The sequence below is a fragment of the Salarchaeum sp. III genome (assembly GCF_036418315.1).
Classification (GTDB): domain Archaea; phylum Halobacteriota; class Halobacteria; order Halobacteriales; family Halobacteriaceae; genus Salarchaeum.
Window position 1 is genome coordinate 78610 of record NZ_JAZHPG010000022.1, and the last position, 19284, is coordinate 97893.

20 protein-coding genes are annotated in these 19284 nt (G+C 66.6%); 14 read left to right on the forward strand and 6 right to left on the reverse strand.

Annotation, left to right across the window (positions count from 1 at the left end; all coding sequences use genetic code 11):
* Positions 1 to 22 precede the first annotated feature (22 nt).
* The 3 genes from U3A55_RS05680 to U3A55_RS05690 form a co-directional block, all read right to left on the reverse strand.
* Positions 23 to 1882 (reverse strand): cation:proton antiporter domain-containing protein, encoded by a 1860-nt coding sequence (locus U3A55_RS05680; protein WP_330990505.1) that lies wholly within the window; start codon positions 1880 to 1882, stop codon positions 23 to 25.
* A gap of 120 nt (positions 1883 to 2002) precedes the next feature.
* Positions 2003 to 3934 carry an AMP-dependent synthetase/ligase gene (locus tag U3A55_RS05685; protein ID WP_330990506.1) on the reverse strand — a complete coding sequence of 644 codons (1932 nt, stop codon included), beginning with the start codon at positions 3932 to 3934 and terminating at the stop codon, positions 2003 to 2005.
* Positions 3935 to 3943: 9 nt separating this feature from the next.
* Positions 3944 to 4855, reverse strand: a complete 912-nt coding sequence (locus U3A55_RS05690) for an MBL fold metallo-hydrolase (RefSeq protein ID WP_330990507.1) — start codon at positions 4853 to 4855, stop codon at positions 3944 to 3946.
* Positions 4856 to 4948: 93 nt separating this feature from the next.
* On the opposite strand from U3A55_RS05690, the gene U3A55_RS05695 reads away from it, so the two are divergent.
* The 8 genes from U3A55_RS05695 to serS all read left to right on the forward strand — a co-directional run bounded on the left by U3A55_RS05695 (position 4949) and on the right by serS (position 14928).
* Positions 4949 to 6856 (forward strand): acetate--CoA ligase, encoded by a 1908-nt coding sequence (locus U3A55_RS05695; RefSeq protein ID WP_330990508.1) that lies wholly within the window; start codon positions 4949 to 4951, stop codon positions 6854 to 6856.
* Between the two features lie 114 nt (positions 6857 to 6970).
* Positions 6971 to 8641, forward strand: a complete 1671-nt coding sequence (locus tag U3A55_RS05700; protein ID WP_330990509.1) for a bacterio-opsin activator domain-containing protein — start codon at positions 6971 to 6973, stop codon at positions 8639 to 8641.
* 84 nt (positions 8642 to 8725) lie between these two features.
* Positions 8726 to 10720 (forward strand): acetate--CoA ligase, encoded by a 1995-nt coding sequence (acs, locus tag U3A55_RS05705; RefSeq protein WP_330990510.1) that lies wholly within the window; start codon positions 8726 to 8728, stop codon positions 10718 to 10720.
* A 42-nt stretch (positions 10721 to 10762) separates the two neighbouring features.
* Positions 10763 to 11146, forward strand: a complete 384-nt coding sequence (locus tag U3A55_RS05710; protein ID WP_330990511.1) for a DUF4212 domain-containing protein — start codon at positions 10763 to 10765, stop codon at positions 11144 to 11146.
* Positions 11146 to 12834, forward strand: a complete 1689-nt coding sequence (locus tag U3A55_RS05715) for a sodium:solute symporter family transporter (protein ID WP_330990512.1) — start codon at positions 11146 to 11148, stop codon at positions 12832 to 12834. Before U3A55_RS05710 ends, U3A55_RS05715 begins: the two co-directional genes overlap by 1 nt.
* Complete coding sequence (locus U3A55_RS05720; protein WP_330990513.1) at positions 12834 to 13295, forward strand: universal stress protein; 462 nt, start codon at positions 12834 to 12836, stop codon at positions 13293 to 13295. The genes U3A55_RS05715 and U3A55_RS05720 overlap by 1 nt, the downstream gene beginning before the upstream one ends.
* An 8-nt stretch (positions 13296 to 13303) precedes the next feature.
* Positions 13304 to 13501 carry a hypothetical protein gene (locus U3A55_RS05725; RefSeq protein WP_442978280.1) on the forward strand — a complete coding sequence of 66 codons (198 nt, stop codon included), beginning with the start codon at positions 13304 to 13306 and terminating at the stop codon, positions 13499 to 13501.
* A gap of 53 nt (positions 13502 to 13554) precedes the next feature.
* On the forward strand, positions 13555 to 14928 hold the full coding sequence (gene serS / locus U3A55_RS05730) for a serine--tRNA ligase (RefSeq protein WP_330990515.1): 1374 nt from the start codon (positions 13555 to 13557) through the stop codon (positions 14926 to 14928).
* Here serS and U3A55_RS05735 read toward each other — a convergent pair.
* Positions 14925 to 15245, reverse strand: coding sequence for a nuclear transport factor 2 family protein (locus U3A55_RS05735; protein ID WP_330990516.1), 321 nt, complete (start codon positions 15243 to 15245; stop codon positions 14925 to 14927). The genes serS and U3A55_RS05735 overlap by 4 nt on opposite strands.
* A 78-nt stretch (positions 15246 to 15323) precedes the next feature.
* On the opposite strand from U3A55_RS05735, the gene U3A55_RS05740 reads away from it, so the two are divergent.
* From U3A55_RS05740 to U3A55_RS05750, 3 genes are all read left to right on the forward strand, one after another.
* Positions 15324 to 15824: a DUF367 family protein gene (locus U3A55_RS05740; protein ID WP_330990517.1), complete on the forward strand. Its 501-nt coding sequence runs from the start codon at positions 15324 to 15326 to the stop codon at positions 15822 to 15824.
* A gap of 116 nt (positions 15825 to 15940) precedes the next feature.
* Positions 15941 to 16720 carry a hypothetical protein gene (locus U3A55_RS05745; protein WP_330990518.1) on the forward strand — a complete coding sequence of 260 codons (780 nt, stop codon included), beginning with the start codon at positions 15941 to 15943 and terminating at the stop codon, positions 16718 to 16720.
* A gap of 33 nt (positions 16721 to 16753) precedes the next feature.
* Entirely contained in the window at positions 16754 to 16963 is a 210-nt protein-coding gene (locus tag U3A55_RS05750; RefSeq protein WP_330990519.1) for a hypothetical protein, read from the forward strand.
* A gap of 53 nt (positions 16964 to 17016) precedes the next feature.
* Here the strand turns inward: U3A55_RS05750 and U3A55_RS05755 are convergent, their stop codons facing one another.
* Both U3A55_RS05755 and U3A55_RS05760 read right to left on the reverse strand, forming a co-directional pair.
* Positions 17017 to 17166: a 50S ribosomal protein L40e gene (locus U3A55_RS05755; RefSeq protein ID WP_145845536.1), complete on the reverse strand. Its 150-nt coding sequence runs from the start codon at positions 17164 to 17166 to the stop codon at positions 17017 to 17019.
* 79 nt (positions 17167 to 17245) lie between these two features.
* Positions 17246 to 17857: an MBL fold metallo-hydrolase gene (locus tag U3A55_RS05760; protein ID WP_330990520.1), complete on the reverse strand. Its 612-nt coding sequence runs from the start codon at positions 17855 to 17857 to the stop codon at positions 17246 to 17248.
* Positions 17858 to 17926: 69 nt separating this feature from the next.
* Between U3A55_RS05760 and U3A55_RS05765 the strand changes: the two genes are divergently transcribed.
* Genes U3A55_RS05765 through U3A55_RS05775 form a run of 3 tightly spaced genes read left to right on the forward strand, consistent with a single transcriptional unit; the run spans position 17927 to position 19254 of the window.
* Entirely contained in the window at positions 17927 to 18103 is a 177-nt protein-coding gene (locus U3A55_RS05765; RefSeq protein ID WP_330990521.1) for a DUF5786 family protein, read from the forward strand.
* Positions 18100 to 18642: an endonuclease dU gene (locus U3A55_RS05770; protein ID WP_330990522.1), complete on the forward strand. Its 543-nt coding sequence runs from the start codon at positions 18100 to 18102 to the stop codon at positions 18640 to 18642. The genes U3A55_RS05765 and U3A55_RS05770 overlap by 4 nt, the downstream gene beginning before the upstream one ends.
* A 24-nt stretch (positions 18643 to 18666) precedes the next feature.
* Positions 18667 to 19254 carry a uracil-DNA glycosylase gene (locus U3A55_RS05775; protein WP_330990523.1) on the forward strand — a complete coding sequence of 196 codons (588 nt, stop codon included), beginning with the start codon at positions 18667 to 18669 and terminating at the stop codon, positions 19252 to 19254.
* Positions 19255 to 19284 lie beyond the last annotated feature (30 nt).

Sequence of the window (19284 nt, forward strand, 5' to 3'; positions counted from 1 at the left end):
GAGGGATGTCCTAAAACTAGGGTTACTCGCGGGGGTGGCACATGTCGAGCGCCTCCCGCACGGCCTCCTTCCGGCCGAGGAAGGTGAGGTGGTCGCCCTTCTGGAGGGTGCGGTCGCGTTCCGGTACCTCGTTCTCGCCGCCGCGGCCGACGAGCGCGATGATGCAGCCGTTCGGGAGTGCCTCGTCGAGTTCGTCGATGGTCATGCCGACGAGGTCGTCCGCGGTGACCTCAATCTCCTGCACGTCGCCCGAGCGGCCGATTTCGGTCATCCAGTTCGCGAGCGCGGGGCGTTCGATGAGATTGTCGATCCCCCACGCGGTCGCCATCGAACTGGAGACGGTGCGGACGCCGAGGTCTTCGAACGCGTCAACGTTGTCCGGGTTGTTCGCGCGAGCGATGACGGTCTCGATGTCGAACTTGGAGTCCGCGAGCTGGCTGACGAGGAGGTTCGCGTCGTCGTCACCGGTCGCGGCGACCATGATTTTGGCCTTCTCGGCGCCGGCCTTCCGGAGGACGTCGGTGTCGGTGCCGTCGCCCTGGTGGACGGTGAAGCCTTCGTTGCGTGCGATTTCGATTACCGATTCGTCCGATTCGATGATGACGACGTTCTCACCGCGGTCTTCGAGGCGCTCCGCGAGCGCTCGACCGACGGTGCCGCCGCCGACAATGATGACGCGCATGGGTATGATGTCGAGTAGTTCCGCGAACTGCCGGGCCGGGCCGCCTTCGAGGACGACCGTGAGGAGGATGACGAGGAAGACAGTGCCGACGAGCGTGCTCGCCGCGGCGTCCTGTCCGGCGTTCTGCAGTTGGACGGCGAACAGGGTCGCGACGGACGCGGGAATGATGCCGCGCGGGCCGACCGCGCTCATGAACGCGCGCTCGGAGACGGTGTACCGGTCGCCGAACGTGGACGCGAACACGGCGATCGGCCGGATGACGACCGCGACGAGGACGGCGACGCCGAGGCCGCCGAGGCCGAGTCGGAGGAGGTCCTCGAACTGGAGGAGCGCGGCGAGCGCGATGAAGACGAACGACAGCACGATGAGCGTGATGTCGCCCTTGAAGGTCTCTATTTCCTCCTCGTAGGGGAGGTCGGCGTTCCCGAGGATGATGCCGGCGGTCGCGACCGCGGCGATGCCGGCCTCGGAGAAGAGGGAGTTAGCCGCCGCGTACGCGACGAGCGCACCGGCGAGCACGAGCAGGCGGGCGTTCTGCACCGCGCCGCCCGCGGAGAGGTCGACGTGCCGGAGGAGGTACCAGACGACACCGGCGACGAGCACACCGATGGCGATGCCGGCGCCGAGTCGGGACGCGAACGACTGCACGAGCCCCATCGTGGCGTGACTCGGGTTCACGACCTCGAACACGACGATGGCGAGGATGGCGGCCGTCACGTCGTTGACGACGCCCTCGGTCTCCATCGCCGCGCCGACGCGGTCGCGGACGGGAACGACTTCGAGTATCGGCGTGATAACCGTCGGCCCCGTCGCGACGAGCAGCGCGCCGATGAGGAAGGAGAGGTCCCACGCCGCGCCGAGCAGGAAGTGGACGGCGACCGACGTGCCGACGAGCGCGATGGCCGCGCCGATAGTCACGAGTCGTAAGGTCTCCCCGGGCGCCTCCCGGAGTTTCTCCCACTTCAGGTGGAACGCGCCCTCGAAGACGATGATGGCCACCGAGAGACCGACGATGGCTGAGAGCGCGTCGAGGCCGAGAGCGCTCGGCGTGATGAGTCCGGCTCCTTCCGGCCCCATCGCGATGCCGGCGAGGATGAGGAACAGCACGCTCGGCACCTGGAACTTATCGGAGAGTATCTGCGACCCGACGCCGAGCGCGATGATCGCCGCGACCAGTGGAATGACTTCCGACCCTGACACTACTCGAAAACATATGCCGGACCGTCATAAAAGCACGCGTTTTCTCTCAGTAGAATGTTTAGGCCCACAATTTTCTCACGCTAAAACCACACATAATCGGAGGATTCTGCTGCGAGCGCGCTACTCGTAGAGGGAGTCGATCTCGTCCTCGTAGCGCGCCTCGATGTTCCGGCGTTTCTTCTTCAGCGACGGCGTGAGCATCTCGTTCTCCTCCGTGAACTCCTCGGGGACGAGGACGAATCGCTTGATAGTCTCGAAGTCCTCGAACTCCTCGTTCACATCGTCGACCTCCCGCTGGATGCGCTCGTGCACGCGGTCGTCCCGGCAGAGTTCCGCGGGCGAATCGGGGACGTCGATGCCCTCGCGGTCCGCCCACTTCCGGACGCCCTCGACGTTCGGCACGACGACCGCGCCGACGAACTTCCGGTCGTCCCCGACGACCATCACCTGCTCGACGAGCGGGCTCTGCGCGAACGCGTCCTCGATGGGGCCGGGTGCGACGTTCTTCCCCGTGGAGAGTTTGAGAAGCTGTTTCGCGCGTTCGAGGAACTGGATGTAGCCGTCGGGGCGGCGGTCGACCACGTCGCCGGTGCGGAAGTAGCCCTCATCCGTGAACGCCGCCTCGGTCTCGTCGGGGAGTTCCCAGTACCCCGAGAAGACCTGCGGCCCCGTCACGAGCAGTTCGCCGGCGGTGCCGTCCGCGCGTTCGCGCTGTTCGGGCGTCGCGACGGACTCGTCTATCTTCACGTCGGTGTCGACGACCACGGGGCCGATGGTTCCGACCTTCGGGTCCTCGGGCGGATTGACGGAGATAACGGGGCTGGTCTCCGTGAGTCCGTAGCCTTCGAGCATCGGGAGGCCCATGCCGTGGAATACCCGCGCGAGCCGGGGGTCGAGGCTGCCGCCGCCGCTGATGAAGTAGTCGATGTTCCCGCCGAGCGCGTCCCGGACCTTCGAGTACACGAGTTTGTCCGCGAGCGCGTGCTTCGCGGACAGCACGAACCCGGGAGTCTCGGCGGTGTAGTGGTCGCGCGCGACGCCGACCGCCCACTCGAACACGCGCTCGCTGAACTCGGAATCGGACGCCTGCTCGCGCACCGCGTCGTAGAGCTTCTCGTACACGCGCGGGACGCTCGTCCCGGTCGTCGGCCGGACAAGTCCCATGTCCTCCTGGAGCGTGTCGGGGGACTCCGCGTAGCAGACGTGGCCGCCACTCCCGAACTGGAGGAAGTGACCCGAGAGCCGCTCGAAAACGTGCGAGAGCGGCAGGTAGGAGACGATACGGCTCTCCTCAGTGATGGCGGGCACGTCGCCCTTGTCGGGCCGGGGGCCGAAGCGCTTCCGGCACTGATTGACGTTCGCGCGGAAGTTCCAGTGCGTGAGTTCGACGCCCTTCGGCTTCCCGGTCGTCCCGGACGTGTAGATGAGGCTCGCGAGGTCGTCGGGGTCGCGCTCGTCCAGCCAGCCGTGATAGGTGTCCTCGTCGTAGGTCTCGCGGCCGCGCTCGTGGACCTCGGCGAACGAGTGCACGTCGTCGCGGTCGCTCTCGAACTCGTCCATCACCACCACCCACTCCACGTCGAGGTCGTCCTCCACGGCGAGCACGCGCTCCAGGAGCGCCTGGTTCTCGACGACGACGCCGGTCGCGCCGGAGTCGCCGAGGAGGTAGGACACCTGGCGTTCGCTCGAACTCGGGTAGACGGTCGTGATGACGCCGCCCGCGGCGAGCACCGAGAAGTCGGTCTGCGCCCACTCCATCCGGGTGTGCGCGAACACGCCGACGCGGTCGTCGGGGCCGACGCCGAGGTCGCGGAAGCCCGCGGCAAGGTTCCGGACTATCGACCGCATCTCGTCGTACGTGATGTTCGCGTACTCGCCCGCGGGCGCCTCCGGGAGCACGTCCGGGGTGAGCGACCGGTCGTAGATGCCGCCCTTATACCCCTGCGCGGGGCGCTCGGCGTGCCGCTCCGCGGCGTCCTCGAAGAGCCGCGGGAGCGTGGTTCGGCCGATGACTTCATCCTCGTACTCCCGCTCGGCGTCTTGCCAGTTCATATCATGGGGTTAGTCCTCTGAGTGCTTAAGGTATCGCAACACACCCCGCACGTTCATCGCGGTTTCTTCTGTGGCCTTCAGCGACCCCCAGACAGCCGAAATGTCGGCGTTCTCCGCGAAGTACTCCTGGACCGCCTCCGCGTCGCCGAGTTCCGCGTACTTCGCCTCGACCGCCGCAACCCACTCGGTCAAGGTGTCCGCGTAGCCGGCGAGCCGGTCGTCCACGTCGTCCGCGACCGGCCCGAAGTGCGGGTAGAGGAGCGTGTCGGGGTCGAGACCGCGAATCGTCGACACGTCGTCGAGACACTGTTCGAGGTCGAAGTTCGACGGCGGACTGGTCTCGCGGACGCGGTCGAGGGCAGGGACGTAGATACCGGCGGCGTCCGCGACGAACACGGCGTCGTCGCGGTCGTCGTGGAACACGACCTGGTGGGGGGCGTGGCCGGGCGCGTGGTGCACGTCGAGCCCGCGGTCGCCGAGGGCGATTGTGTCACCGTCCGCGAGTTCGACGACGCGTTCTTCGGGGACGGGCGTGGGTTCGACGTAGAATTTCCACTGGTCGCCGACCGCGTTCTTCGTGCCGGCGACGAGCCGGCTCGGGTCGACGAGGTGGCGCGCGCCGAGTTCGTGGACGTACACGTCCGCGTTCGGGCAGGCCTCGGCGAGCAGTCCCGCGCCGCCCGCGTGGTCGAGGTGGACGTGCGTCGGCGCGATGACCGCGACGTCCTCGCGGTCGATTCCGACCTCGTCGAGCGCGTCGAGGATGCGCTCGTAGTTCGTGCCGATACCCGTGTCCACGATGGCGGGCCGCTCGGCGTCCACGATGTAGACCGCGCCGTACTCCGCGGTGTCGTACATACCGGTGTCGACGTAATAGATGTCCGTGCAGGAGTCGACGGCGGCGACGTCTCCGGGTTGCATACTCGAAGCGCGGTGGCGCGCACGCAAAAGCGTTGGTGCACCGGTGGCGGGGCGACTCTTATGGGCGCGCGCCCCGAAGCCGTACGTGAGACGATGGACGATGGACGACCCGGGCGTGAGCGCCCGGCGGACGTAGCGCCACCCGAGGCGTTCGCGGCGGACGCGAACGTCGCGGCCTCGCTACGCGAGGAGTTCGACGCGGACTGGCCCGACTGCTGGGCGGCCGCGGGCGACCGCCTCGACTGGCTAGACGACTACGACGACGTACTGGACGACGACGGCGACCGCGCGACCTGGTTCGCGGGCGGGAAATTGAACGCCGCGGCGAACTGCGTGGACCGCCACGTCGAGGCGGGGCGGAAGAACCGCGCCGCAATCAAGTGGGAGGGCAAGCGCGGGGAGACGCGGACGTACACCTACCAGGACCTCTACCGGGAGGTGAACGCGTTCGCGGCCGCGCTCCGCGACCTCGGGGTCGGCGAGGACGACGTGGTGACACTCTACCTCCCGATGGTGCCGGAACTCCCCATCGCGATGCTCGCCTGCGCGCGCATCGGCGCGGTGCACTCGGTGGTGTTCGCGGGGTTCTCGAAGGACGCGCTCGCCACCCGGCTCGAACAGACCGGCTCGACGTTGCTCGTGACGTGTGACGGCTACTACCGCCGCGGGACCGCGTACGACCTGAAGGGGAAGGCGGACAACGCCGCGCTCGCGGTGCCGCAGTCCGTCCAGCAGGTCGTCGCGGACCGCCTCGGGAACGGCCGCGCGCTCGACGGCGACTACGCGTACGACCGCCTCGTGGACGACCACGCGGGCGCCGAGGTGGACCCCGTGCCGCGGGACGCGGACGACGCGCTGTTCGTCATCCACACGTCGGGAACGACCGGGGAGCCGAAGGGCGTGAAACACACCACGGGCGGCTACCTCGCGCACGTCGCGTGGACGAGCGAAACGGTGCTCGACCTCTCTCACGAGGACACGCACTGGTGTAGCGCGGACGTGGGCTGGATTACGGGTCACTCCTACATCGTGTACGGCCCGCTCGCGCTCGGCGCGACCACCGTGATGTACGAGGGCGCGCCCGACCACCCCGAGCGCAACCGCATCTGGGAAATCGTCGAGCGCAACGCCGTTGACGTGTTCTACACCGCGCCGACCGCCATCCACTCCTTCATGAAGTGGGGCGCGGAGTACCCCGAGCAGCACGACCTGTCCAGCCTCCGCCTCCTCGGCACCGTCGGCGAACCCATCGACGAGACGGCGTGGTGGTGGTACTACGAACACATCGGGAACGCGGAGTGCCCGGTAGTGGACACCTGGTGGCAGACCGAGACCGGCGGCATCCTCCTCTCGACGCTACCGGGCGTGGACGAGATGCGGCCGGGCGCGGCGGGCCCGCCGATTCCGGGCGTGGACGCCGACGTGATAGACGCGCGCGGCGACCCCGTGGACTCGGGCGAGTCCGGGATGCTCGCGGTGACGCGGCCGTGGCCGGGGATGGCGGACTCGCTACGCGAAGCGGCGACTCGAGAGGGCTGGACGTACGACACGGGCGACACGGCGACCGTGGACGACGCGGGCTACATCCGACTGCTCGGCCGGCGCGGCGACCTTCTGAACGTCGCGGGCCACCGCCTCGGCACCGCGGAGATCGAATCCGCCATTGTCGGCGTCGACGGCGTCGCCGAAGCCGCCGTGGTCGGCGGTGGCGGGGAGGCCGGCACGTCGCTGTACGCGTACGTCAGCCCCCGGAAGAACGTCAGCGCGACCGACCCGCTCCGCGAACGGGTGCGGGACGCCGTCGCGGACGCCATCGGGCGGTTCGCCGCGCCGGACGTGGTCGTGTTCACGCCCGACCTCCCGAAGACGCGCTCGGGGAAGCTGATGCGGCGCTACCTCGAACGCATCACGAACGGCGACGATATCGAGGACACGTCCGCGCTCCGGAACCCCGAAATCGTCGGCGAACTCGAATCGATCGTCGACGACGTTTCGGACTAGCTGGAGAAGGCGAAACCGCTTCCCGAGTCTTCGACAGTTGACGACCGCTCCTCGCGTTTCTTCGGCGTTTCGACCCCAACACTTATTCGGTCGAACGAGGTTTTCCGAAACAGTATGTCGGGGGCGCTCACGGCCGAGGAGTACGAGCGCGTCGCGCGTGCGGCGCGGACGTACCGGGAGGGGCTCGTCGTCGCGCTCTGCGGCCGCGTCGGCCTCCGGTCGGGCGAACTCGCCGACGTGAAGCCGAGCCACCGGACCGAACGCTCCTTCGACGGGCGGACGCACGCGTTCCTGCGCGTTCCCAACGACGGCCGGCGCGCGTACGTTCCCGACGACGTGGCGCGCGAGTTCGAGCGGTACGTGAACGCGAACGACATCGAAGCGGACGAGCGCGTGTTCGACGTGACGCCGCGCCGCCTCCAGATGCTCGTCTCCGAGGTGGCGACGCGGGCCTCGACGGGCGACGACCGGCTCGCGGACGCCGCGGCGCGCGACCTCCGCGGCGGGTTCGCGAAACGACACCTCGACGACGGCGTCGACCCGCGGGTGGTGCGCGCGACCGGCGGCTGGGCGAGCCTCGACAGCCTCGAACCGTACACGGAAACCCCGACCGACCGCGAGATAGCGGTCGCGATGACCGACGAGGAGGGAGCGGACGACGGCGAGAGACTGGCGTTCGCGGGCGCGTCGCGGCGGCTGGGTGCGGCGCTGGACGACGTGTCGACGCGGGCCGCAGTGGACCGCGCTGCCTGCGAGGCGCTCGCACCGTCGTTCCGTGCGGTCTGGACCTGCGACGAACACGGCGACCTCGGGGAGTGCGCGGGCGTGGACGCGGAGACGGCGCGCGCGACCGTCCGGGAGAGCGTGCGGCAGACCGGGCTGCTCGACGGCCACGGCGTGGACGAGCAGGGCGCGTTCGCCCAGCGCGCGCTCGACGCCGACCGGTGGGGGCCGAACGCGTCGGTCGCGGCCAGCGCGATACGGTCGAGCGGCACGCCGCACGGCGTGCTCTGCGCCGTCACCGAGGACGCGAACACCGAGGGACTGCGCGGGTTCCTCGTGGACGCGGGCCGCCGAATCGGCTGGACGACCGCCGCGGTCGAGCGCAAACGCCTGCTGGTCGCGGACACCGGCGTCGAACTCTCCTTCGGCGTCACCCACGGGTCGTTCTTCGTCGCGGCGTCGCGCGAGCTGGACTGCGCGTTCGACCTGGAGGGCTTGGTGCCCGTGGAGGACGGCGACCTCCTGTGTTTCGTCACCGCGAGCGACGCGTCCGTGGAGGACATCCTCGCGCACGCGGACGGGGACGACAGGGTGCGGGACGTGCGACTCATCCGCGACCACGGCGACCGCGCCCACCTGGAGTGCGTCGTCTCCGGGGGAACGCCGACCGGGGTTGTCGTGGACCGCGGCGGGGCGGTGGAGTCGCTCTCGGTCGAGGCGGGCGAGGCCACCCTCATCGGCGTCTTCCCGAACGGCGTGGACGTGCGCAGTGTCGTCGAGGCCGTCACGGACCGCTTCGAGGGCGTGGAACTCCATGCGAAGCGCGAGACTGAGCGCCGACCGCAGACGACCGACCTCCGGCAGACGCTGCAGGAAGACCTGACGGAGAAACAGCGCGCGACCCTGCGTGCCGCCTACTTCGGCGGGTACTTCGAGTGGCCGCGGGGGAGCACGGCGGAGGAGTTGGCTGACGCGATGGACGTCTCGGCGCCGACGCTCCACAACCACCTGCGGAAGGCCCAGCAAAAGTTGCTGACGGCCGCGTTCGCCGACGACGCGTAACAGAGCGGCTTCGGTTCCCCGTGAAGAATTACGATAATTAGCAGGGGTGCTTTTTATCCCTATTATCAACTATTACGCTACACCATGTCAGGCGACGATACGGATGTCGAACTGGAAGCGCGCCTCGAAGAGCAGGCGGAATTCGAGCCGCCGGAGACGTTCGTCGAACAAGCGAACGTCTCCGATAAAGCCATCTACGACGACTTCGAGGAGAACTGGCCCGAGTGCTGGGAGGCAGCCGCGGACCTTCTCGACTGGAACTCGGAATACGACCAGGTGCTAGACGACTCGAACCCACCATTCTTCGAGTGGTTCACGAACGGCAGCCTGAACGCCTCGGCGAACTGCCTCGACCGCCACCTCGACGAGCGCGGCGACGAGGCCGCCATCGAGTGGGTCGGCGAACCGACCGACGAGGCGAACCGCACGTACACGTACGAGGACCTCCACCGCGAGGTCAACGAGTTCGCGGCGGGACTCCGGGAGATGGGCGTCGGCGAGGGCGACGTCGTGACCCTCTACATGCCGATGATTCCCGAGCTCCCCATCGCGATGCTCGCCTGCGCGCGCATCGGCGCGCCGCACTCCGTCGTGTTCGCCGGGTTCAGCGCCGACGCGCTCGCCACCCGGATGAACGCCGCGGACTCCGAGTACCTCGTGACCTGCGACGGCTACTACCGCCGCGGCGACCCGCTCGACCACCTCGACAAGGCGAACGAGGGCCTCAGCGGCGTCGACCACGAGGTATCGGACGTCGTCGTCGTGGACCGCCTCGGCGACGACGGCTTCGGCCACGACCTCACGGACACCCAGCGGGACTACGACGACGTGGTCGCCGCCAACGAGGGCGCGACGGTCGACCCGGTCGAGCGCGACGCGGAGGACATGCTCTTCCTGATGTACACCTCGGGAACGACCGGGGAGCCGAAGGGCGTGAAACACACCACGGGCGGCTACCTCTCGTGGGCCGCGTGGACGAGTCAGGCCGTCCTCGACATCAAGCCCGAGGACACCTACTTCTGTAGCGCGGACATCGGCTGGATAACCGGTCACTCCTACATCGTGTACGGCCCGCTCGCGCTCGGGACGACGACGATGATGTACGAGGGGACGCCCGACTACCCCGAGCGCGACCGGCTCTGGGAGATAATCGAGGACTACGAGGCGACCCAGCTGTACACCGCGCCGACCGCGATTCGGTCGTTCATGAAGTGGGGCGCGGAGTACCCCGAGCAGCACGACCTGTCCAGCCTCCGCCTCCTCGGCACCGTCGGCGAACCCATCAACCCGCGTGCGTGGAAGTGGTACTACAAGCACATCGGCGGCGAGGACTGCCCCATCGTCGACACGTGGTGGCAGACCGAGACCGGCGGGATGATGATAACCACGCTCCCGGGCGTGAACGACATGAAACCCGGAAGCGCCGGCCCGCCGCTCCCCGGCCTCGACGTCGACATCGTCGACACGAACGGCGACGAAGTAGAACCCGGTCGCGCGGGCTACCTCACGGTACGGAAGCCGTGGCCCGGGATGTTGCGCACGCTCTACAAGAACGACGAGCGCTACATCGACGAGTACTGGGCGGAGTACTCCGACACCGACAGCGACGACCCCGACGACTGGGTGTACTTCCCGGAGGACGGCGCGAAAATCGACGAGGACGGCTACATCACCGTTCTCGGGCGCGTTGACGACGTGCTCAACGTCTCCGGCCACCGGCTGGGGACAATGGAGATCGAGTCCGCCATCGTCGGCGTCGAGGGCGTCGCCGAAGCCGCCGTGGTCGGCGGCGACCACGACATCAAGGGCGAAGCCGTCTACGCGTACGTCATCACGGAGGACGGCTACGAGGGCGACGACGACCTCCGCGAGCGCATCGTCGCGGGTATCGAGGACGCCATCGGCCCCATCGCGCGGCCCGAGAGCGTCGTGTTCACGCCCGAACTCCCGAAGACGCGCTCCGGGAAGATTATGCGGCGCCTCCTGGAGGACGTGGCGAACGACGAGGAGCTCGGCGACACGTCCACCCTCAGGAACCCCGAAATCGTCGAGACGATCCGCGACCAGGCACGGAACTAACACCACCCACCCGCGAACTCACACAGCTTCACGTGAAACACTATGACAGAAAATAACAGGCATGATTCGGACGACGAACGGACCGCTCCCGACGGCGGCACCACCGCGGCGCAACGCCACCGGGAGACGAACTATCTCGAGGAAGAAGTGAACCTCCTCAAGCCGAGCACGGAGTTCATGCGCGACCACCTCCGCATCATCTGGACGGGGTTCGTCATCTGGGCCGTGCTCGTGTTCGGGCCGGTGACGGCGACCGCGCTCGCCCCCGAAACGATGACGATGACCATCCCCGGCGGCTTCCCGCTGCACTACTTCCTCGTCGCCATCGCCGCGCCCGCCGGCGCGCTCATCCTCTCGTTCTGGTACGCGCGACGCCGCGACGCGCTCGACGAGAAGTACGGAATCAGCCACGGAGGTGACGCCTGATGAGTCTCCTCCTGCCGATGCAGAGCGGACTGCTCCCCGAGGGCCTCGACGTCTCGTTCAAGCTCCTGCCCGCCATCCTCGTGCTGGCGATGCTCGCGCTGTTCCTCGTCATCGGCTTCGTGTTCAAGGTCGCCGACACCGAGGGAATGTGGGTCGCCGGACGCTCCATCGGGAACATCGAGAACGGCATGGCCATCGGCGCGAACTGGATGAGTGCAGCGTCCTACCTCGGGATGGCCGCGCTCATCGCACTGAGCGGGTTCTACGGGCTCGCGTTCGTCGTCGGCTGGTCCACGGGATACTTCATCCTCCTCATCTTCATGGCCGCCCAGATGCGGCGGTTCGGGAAGTACACCGCGCCCGACTTCGTCGGCGACCGCTATAACTCCGACACCGCGCGCGCCATCGCCGCCGTCACCACGTTCCTCATCGGGTTCGTGTACGCCATCGGGCAGGCGCGCGGCATGGGCCTCGTCGGCCTCTACATCTTCGGCGACCTCGGCCTCTTCGGCCTCAGCGGCTACCAGTCGATGGTCGTCTTCATGATGGCGATTACGGTCGGCTACCTGAGCCTCTCCGGCATGATGGGCGCGACGAAGAACATGGCCGTCCAGTACGTCATCCTCATCGTCGCGTTCCTCGCCGGTCTCTACGCCGTCGGATACGTGAACGGCTACTCCACGATTCTGCCGCACATCGAGTACGGCCAGATGTTCAGCGCGCTGAGCAGCGAGTTCAGCGAGCCGTTCGTCCACGAGAGCTACTACCTCTGGATCGCCACCGCGTTCAGCCTCGTCGTCGGAACCTGCGGACTCCCACACGTCCTCGTGCGGTTCTACACGGTCGACAGCGAGCGCACCGCGCGCTGGTCCACGGTGTGGGGGCTCGGATTCCTCTGCCTCCTCTACCTGAGTTCGCCCGCGTTCGCCGCGTTCGGCACGGACCTGTACGGGGATCAGGTCGGCGCCGTCTACGGCGACCCCGGGATGACGACCGCAGCCGGTGACGTTATCGTCGTGCTCGCGGCCCAGCTCTCGAACCTCCCGACGTGGTTCGTCGGTCTCGTCGCGGCGGGCGGTATCGCGGCCGCCATCGCGACCATCGCCGGCCTGTTCATCGCCGGGTCGTCCGCCATCTCGCACGACATCTACGCGAACATCATCAACCCAGACGCGACGCAGCGCCAGCAGGTGCTCGTCGGTCGCCTGAGCATCGTCGCGCTCGGCGTCATCACGACGCTCGCCGCGCTCGACCCGGCCGCGCCTATCGCGGCGCTCGTGTCGTACGCGTTCTCGCTCGCCGGCGCCGTCCTGTTCCCGATGTTCTTCCTCGGTCTCTGGTGGGAGAACACGAACCGTCAGGGCGCGCTCGCGGGCATGACCACGGGGCTCATCGTCTGGACCGTCCCGATGATTAATGAAGTGCTGCCGACGTACGTCTCGTCGCTCGACAGCACCATCTGGCCGACGCTCGCGCAGTGGGTGCCCGCTATCGGCTCCGCGCTCGTCGCGGTCCCCCTCGTGTTCATCGTCACAATCGGCGTGTCGCTCGTGACGGAGGAGCCGGACATGGAGACGAAGCGGCTCGTCCGGCAGTGTCACAGCCCGGAACCGATGGACCGCATGGAGTCCGCGGAGGAGGCGATGTCCACGGACGGCGGTGAAGACGTCGAGGGAGGTGACGCGTGATGTACGACCGCATCCTCGTCCCGACCGACGGTAGCGACGTCTCCGAGGTCGCTATCGAGCACGCCGTCGACCTCGCGGAGAAGTACGACGCCGAGATTCACGCGCTCTACGTCGTCGACGTGGACGCCGTGAGCTTCGGCCTGGGTGCTGAACAGGTCGACCGCATCCGCCAGGGCCACCTCGGCGAGATGGAGGAAGTAGAGGAGAAGGCGAACGACGCCACGCGCGCCGTCGCGGACGCCGCGACCGAACGCGGTATCGACGTGGTCGAATCGGTGCGGGTCGGCCAGCCGCACGCGGTCGTCGCGGACTACGCCGAGGACGAGGACATCGACCTCGTCGTTATCGGCAGCCACGGCCGCAGCGGCGTGCGCCGCGCGCTCCTCGGGAGCGTCACCGAGCGCGTGCTGCGCTCCACTCGGAAGCCAGTGCTCGTCGTTGACTTCGAGCCGGAGGACTGACCATGGGTGTGATTGACTCCGTCCGCGAGCAGAAATCCGGGATGCTGACGGACCTCGTGTTCGCCGTCGCCTGGGTCGTGGGCGTGAACCTCCTGTTCGACCTGACGAACGGCCCGGACTGGGCGTACTACCTCTGCATGTTCGCGGGGGTAATCGCGTACTTCGGGTTCTTCGCGTCGCTGAAGATGGCGCGGGCGCAGCAGTAGCTCGCGCCCCCGCACTCCGACACGATTTTGGCGGCCCCGACAGAAGCGAGAGTATGCTCAGCCGTCAGTTCGTCCGGGAGAACCCCGAGACGGTCCGCGAGGCCCTCGACAACAAGGGCGTCGACCTCGACCTCGACCATATTCTCGAAGTGGACGAGGAGTGGCGCGACCTCAAGGCCGAGGGCGACGACCTCCGTCACGAACGCAACGAAGTCAGCTCGAAAATCGGCCACCTCAAGCAGGAAGGCAAGGAGGAGGAGGCCGAGGAGGCCATCGAGCGGTCGAGCGCCCTCAAGGAGCGTATCGAGGAGGTCGAGGAGCGGGCGGACGAACTCGAAGCCGAACTCGAGGAGCGGTTGCTGGAACTCCCCCAGATTCCGCACGAGAGCGTGCCCGTCGGCGACGACGAGTCGGAGAACGTCGAGCGGCGGCGCGAACTGTTCGACGACCGCCGCGACCTCCCCGAGGAAGTCGTGCCGCACTACGACCTCGGCGAGGAACTCGACATCCTCGACTTCGAGCGCGGCGCGAAAGTCAGCGGGGGCGGGTTCTACTTCGCGAAGGGCGACGGCGCGAAGCTCGAACACGCGCTCGTCCAGTTCATGCTGGACGTGCACCGCGAACAGGACTACGTGGACGTGTTCCCGCCGATTCCGGTGAACTCGTCGTCGATGCGGGGGACGGGGCAGTTCCCGAAGTTCACGGAGGACGCGTACCGCCTCGGCGGGTCGAACGAGGAGGAGTACGACGACGACGACCTCTGGCTCCTCCCGACCGCGGAGGTGCCGGTGACGAACATGTATCGGGACGAGATTCTCCTGAGCGAGGACCTCCCGCTCAAGCACCAGGCATACAGTCCGAACTTCCGCCGGGAGGCCGGTGAACACGGCACCGAGACACGCGGTATCGTGCGCGTCCACCAGTTCAACAAGGTGGAGATGGTGAACTTCGTCGAACCCGACGAGAGCTACGAGCGCTTCGAGGGACTCGTCGAGGAGGCGGAGGAGGTGCTGCGGCGGCTCGAACTCCCCTACCGCATTCTGGAGATGTGCACGGGCGACCTGGGGTTCACGCAGGCGAAGAAGTACGACCTCGAAGTGTGGGCGCCCGGCGACGAGATGGAAGAGGGGCCCGACGTGGGCGGGCGGTGGCTCGAAGTGTCGTCGGTGTCGAACTTCGAGGACTTCCAGGCGCGCCGCGCGAGCATCCAGTACCGGCCGGAGAAGCACGAGAGCGCGGAGTACGTCCACACTCTGAACGGGTCGGGGCTCGCCGTTCCCCGTATCGTCGTCGCGATTCTGGAGTACTACCAGAACGAGGACGGAACGGTCGACGTGCCCGAGGCGCTCCAGCCGTACATGGGCGGACAGGAAGTCATCGAGGGCGGGGAGACGGTCGGGGAGTCCGCGCTCGGCGCGCAGGACTAATCCGCGTACGTCCGGAGTCGCTCTATTCTCTCGTCGGTCTCGAACACGTCCACGAACGCGAACATGACTTCCTCCGGCGCGAACAGGTGGCCGTGCGCGACTGCGCCGTCCACGCCCTCGGTTACCGAGTCCACGACGTGCTTGGTGTCCGTTTGCGGGCGGTCGTCGCGCATGAACGAGACGAACTCCTCGCGGCCCGCGAGCGTGCGGTCGGGGCGGACGTGCGTGAAGTCGGGCGCGAGCACGTCCCGGAGCGCCTCGTAGTCGCCCGCGTCGATAGCGTCGTAATAGGCGTGCGCGAGGTCGACCGAGTTCATATCCAGGGGTGAGCGCTCGACGGGTAAGAAACGTGGGGCGAACGCGGCGCTTTTGCCCGACGCGGGCGAAGCGGAGGCGTGGAGTTACACGTCCGGTACGAGGGCGACGACGACCCCGAGAAGTGCACGGCGCGAAAGCTCGCGCGCTTCGACCTCGCGGAGTTACACCGCTCCGCGGGCGCGACCCCCTACGGCGTCGTCCTGAACCCGCACGCCGAGGTCGCGCTCAGTCCCGCGGACGCCGACCACAACCGACTGGTGGCGCTCGACTGCTCGTGGGAGACCGCGGAGAAAGCGATGTTCGAGATGCCGGGCGACCACCGCGCCCTCCCCTTCCTCGTCGCCGCGAACCCCGTGAACTACGGCCAGCCGTTCCAACTCAACACGGTCGAGGCGTTCGCCGGCGCGCTCTGCATCCTCGGGGAGCGAGAGCACGCAGAGGAGATCCTGGCGAAGTTCACCTGGGGACACACATTCCTCGAACTCAACGAGGAACCGCTTCGGCGATACGCGGAGTGCGAGGACTCGACCGAGGTCGTCGAAGTCCAGCAGGAGTACCTCGACGCCGGCAGCGAATAGAAATATACAATATTTGAGTTTACCTGCACCGATATTTAAATCGTTGCTTTTTTTTTAATAGTGTTTTGTTTGTTCAATCGATGGTAGACAAAAATAGCGTGTCACGTCGTAGTGCAATGAAACTACTGGGGTCCGCAGTAGTCGGAACGGCGGGCCTATCCACCACAGTATCTGCAGAACCAGATGGAGTTAGCGTGTCAGAGCTGGGGCTACTCAAAGAGTATAATAAATTAATGGATAGCTTCAAATTCGAAGAAGCACGGGATCTATTGCGGAAAAACGATGTAGAGTTTAGCACTCGTCGATACACTCGGAACAAAAGTTCTGGAGGAGTTTCCACGGAGTCATACTACGGGAAATCCCAAAGCTCCGCAACGTTTGACGTATTCCTGTTTAACGAGGAGACCCAAGAATATGGTTTGGTTCTGACATGGAATCTTCAGGACGTGCAAACTGGAATAGATCTTCCCCAACCAACAGACAGAGCGGCGATTTCGTACACTCCGGATGGATTCATATATACGGATGATTCCATCAGGCATGCTGGAGAAATAGAGATCGGCGATACAAACTATCGAGAACTCACGGAAGTAGTCGTTGAACCACCGGTAGACTCGTATAGCGGCGCCGCTGTTAGCTTTGATGACACGATAGCGGATCCAAACGCCAGTGGAAGCGGGTTTCTACAGATACAGGTGAAAAGAGACGAGAACGGTACTGGAAGCGGGAACGTAGGCGGCGTGTACTCGCACGCGTGGGCTCCGTTTGGGGTGGGAGGAACAGTGGCGCCAAAACATTCAGTATCAATAACTGCCGGAGCTATCTCTATTGATCTATCAGCATTCGCTGGACGGTGGGAATTACCCAGCCAAGACAATCGGGACCAACCCCTATAACTAAATCCGTAATCTGGCGTATATATTTAATATATGTCCAAGGACAACGACCGTCCCCCGATAGAACTGACGCTCATACTCATGGCGCTTGCACTTTTGGTGTTAATTGCGTCGCAAGGAGTCAACGAACTCGCCCATCTCAACGGAGGAAACTCGGGAACGATAGTAGAAATGGCGTTCCTCGGCGGCGCGGCGCTTCTCGTCGTCTCGATCGGTTTCCTCGCAGACCACGCGCTGAACTGAGCGGGTAAGCACCCCGCTCGCGGTGCGGTCGAAACGAACGAACGTGTCGAGAATCAGGCGGAGCGGCGTTCGCGGGCCTTCGGGCGGAGGTTCCCGTAGCCGCACTTCCGGCAGTTGTCGGCCTCCTTGGGGTTGCGGGCGTTGCAGCGCATGCAGACCTGCTTGTCGAGGAGTCGGTCCTCAACGGAGATTTCCTTGCTCATACGGGAGTTCTCGACGGCGAGGCGTTTAAACCTTGAGAAACACGCCCACTCGCGGACACGACCACCGCACCGCTAGGGCTTACTCGTCCGGGTACTTCGGTTCGCGGCGTTCGGCGCGTTCGAGCGCGCGTTCGACGACCGCGCGCACGTCGCCGTGGAAGACGCCGCCGTGGCCGCTGTACATGTGTTCGACGGAGCCGTCCATTCGCGAGAGGAGGCGCTGGATGCTCTCGATGAGCGTTTCTCTGTCCTGGCCGGGCATGTCGGTGCGGCCGAAGCTCCCGTCGTCGAACGCGCCGTCGTCGTGAACGACCACGTCGCCGCTGAAGAGGCTGGACTGGGAGACGAAGGAGATGTGGTCGTCGGCGTGGCCCGGGGTGTGCACGACTTCGAAGGACTCGTCGGCGATGGTGACGGTGTCGCCGTCCGCGAGTTCGTGGGTTCTGTGGGGGTGGTCGGCGTACGCGTACACGTCGGGGTCGAAGGCCTCGACCACGGAATCGAGTTCGGCGACGTGGTCGCCGTGTTGGTGGGTGAGGACGACGCGGTCGAGCGAGTCCGTGTGCTCGCGAACGACGTCCTCGACGCCGGGCATCGCGCCCGCGTCGACGAGCGTCGGCGTGCCGTCGAGCGCGAGGTAGGCGTTGCACGTGAAGGTCTCCGCGTCCGCGGTGACTGTCGTGACGTCCATAGTCGGGGACAGGGGCGGGCGCGTCAAATAGGCGGGGAATTTTTGAATCCGTCGCCCCATGGAACACACATGGGCTTCGGTAGCTACGACGAGTCCGAACAGGAGAACCAGAACCTCGACTCGGACATCGACGACGACGCCAGCGTCGACACCGAAGAACACGCACACAGGGGGGAAGTCGACTACGAGATAGACGCGTCGAACGACGAACTCCTCGACACGCTCAAGGACATCAAAGAGGAGTGAAACCGGGGACGCGCGCGCTCGGCATCGCGGAATCATACACTGCGAACGAATCGACGCTCGCCGGCGCAGTGGTTCGCGCCGACCGCGTCGTAGACGGCGTTTCCTTCGGTTCGTGCACTGTCGGCGGCCTCGACGCCACCGACTGCGTTATCGAGCGCTGGCGCGACCTCGACCGACCCGACGTACAGTATCTCCTGCTCGCGGGCGTCGCGCCGGCGTGGTTCAATATTCTCGACCTCCACCGGATTCACGACGCCGTCGAGCGGCCCGTTCTCTCCGTGTCGTTCGAGGCGAGTCCCGGGCTCGCCGACGCCATCGAGCGCGAGTTCGACGACCCCGGAGAACGCCTCGAACGCTACGAGCGCCAGCCTGCGCGCGAGGACATCACGGTGAACGACGAGACGGTGTACGTGCGGTCGGTGGGCTGTGGCGACCCCGCGGGCGTGGTGCGGGCGTTCACGCCCGAGGGCGGGCGGCCCGAGCCGGTGCGGGTGGCGCGGCTCGCGGCGCGCGCGGCGGACGACTACCGCACCGATTAATCCCCCGGCGAGCGAGGGGTGGGTATGGAGCGCATGGACGGCCTCGACGTGACCGCGTGCGAGCGCTGCGGCGACCTCGTGGACTCGCGGTCGCGCATCGTGAACGGCACCGGTCCCGCGGACGCGGACGTGGTGTTCGTCGGGGAGGCGCCGGGCGAACAGGAAGACAAGGAGGGTGTACCGTTCGTCGGGCGGAGCGGCGACGTGCTCGACTCGGCGCTCGGCGACCACGGCCTGCCCCGAACGCGGGTGCGAATCACGAACTGCGTGCGGTGTCGACCGCCGGACAACCGCGACCCGAGCACGGAGGAACTCGCGAACTGCCGGCCCTACCTGGAGGCCGAACTCGACCAGATAGACCCCGAGGTCATCGTGACACTCGGGAAGGTGCCGAGCGAACACTTGCTCGGCCGGGACGTGGCGGTGACGAGCGAAGCCGGAACCGTCGAAACCGTCGAACTCGGGGGCAAGCGCCGGGACGTCCTCGTCTGTGTGCATCCGGCGGCGACGCTCTACGACCGCAGCCAGGAGGAGACGTTCGAGGCGACCATCGAGAAGGCCGCGACAATCGCGGGCGTGGAGGGCGGGCAGGCGACGTTCGACGACTACTAGGGCGAACGCCGGAGGGGAAAACGACTTGCC

Bases quoted from the DNA above. Each gene is read 5' to 3' on its own strand.
- U3A55_RS05685 (WP_330990506.1), bottom strand. From the start codon at position 3,934: ATGAACTGGCAAGACGCCGAGCGGGAGTACGAGGATGAAGTCATCGGC.
- U3A55_RS05690 (WP_330990507.1), bottom strand. From the start codon at position 4,855: ATGCAACCCGGAGACGTCGCCGCCGTCGACTCCTGCACGGACATCTAT.
- U3A55_RS05695 (WP_330990508.1), top strand. From the start codon at position 4,949: ATGGACGATGGACGACCCGGGCGTGAGCGCCCGGCGGACGTAGCGCCA.
- U3A55_RS05700 (WP_330990509.1), top strand. From the start codon at position 6,971: ATGTCGGGGGCGCTCACGGCCGAGGAGTACGAGCGCGTCGCGCGTGCG.
- acs (WP_330990510.1), top strand. From the start codon at position 8,726: ATGTCAGGCGACGATACGGATGTCGAACTGGAAGCGCGCCTCGAAGAG.
- U3A55_RS05710 (WP_330990511.1), top strand. From the start codon at position 10,763: ATGACAGAAAATAACAGGCATGATTCGGACGACGAACGGACCGCTCCC.
- U3A55_RS05715 (WP_330990512.1), top strand. From the start codon at position 11,146: ATGAGTCTCCTCCTGCCGATGCAGAGCGGACTGCTCCCCGAGGGCCTC.
- U3A55_RS05720 (WP_330990513.1), top strand. From the start codon at position 12,834: ATGTACGACCGCATCCTCGTCCCGACCGACGGTAGCGACGTCTCCGAG.
- serS (WP_330990515.1), top strand. From the start codon at position 13,555: ATGCTCAGCCGTCAGTTCGTCCGGGAGAACCCCGAGACGGTCCGCGAG.
- U3A55_RS05735 (WP_330990516.1), bottom strand. From the start codon at position 15,245: ATGAACTCGGTCGACCTCGCGCACGCCTATTACGACGCTATCGACGCG.
- U3A55_RS05745 (WP_330990518.1), top strand. From the start codon at position 15,941: ATGAAACTACTGGGGTCCGCAGTAGTCGGAACGGCGGGCCTATCCACC.
- U3A55_RS05750 (WP_330990519.1), top strand. From the start codon at position 16,754: ATGTCCAAGGACAACGACCGTCCCCCGATAGAACTGACGCTCATACTC.
- U3A55_RS05755 (WP_145845536.1), bottom strand. From the start codon at position 17,166: ATGAGCAAGGAAATCTCCGTTGAGGACCGACTCCTCGACAAGCAGGTC.
- U3A55_RS05760 (WP_330990520.1), bottom strand. From the start codon at position 17,857: ATGGACGTCACGACAGTCACCGCGGACGCGGAGACCTTCACGTGCAAC.
- U3A55_RS05765 (WP_330990521.1), top strand. From the start codon at position 17,927: ATGGGCTTCGGTAGCTACGACGAGTCCGAACAGGAGAACCAGAACCTC.
- U3A55_RS05775 (WP_330990523.1), top strand. From the start codon at position 18,667: ATGGAGCGCATGGACGGCCTCGACGTGACCGCGTGCGAGCGCTGCGGC.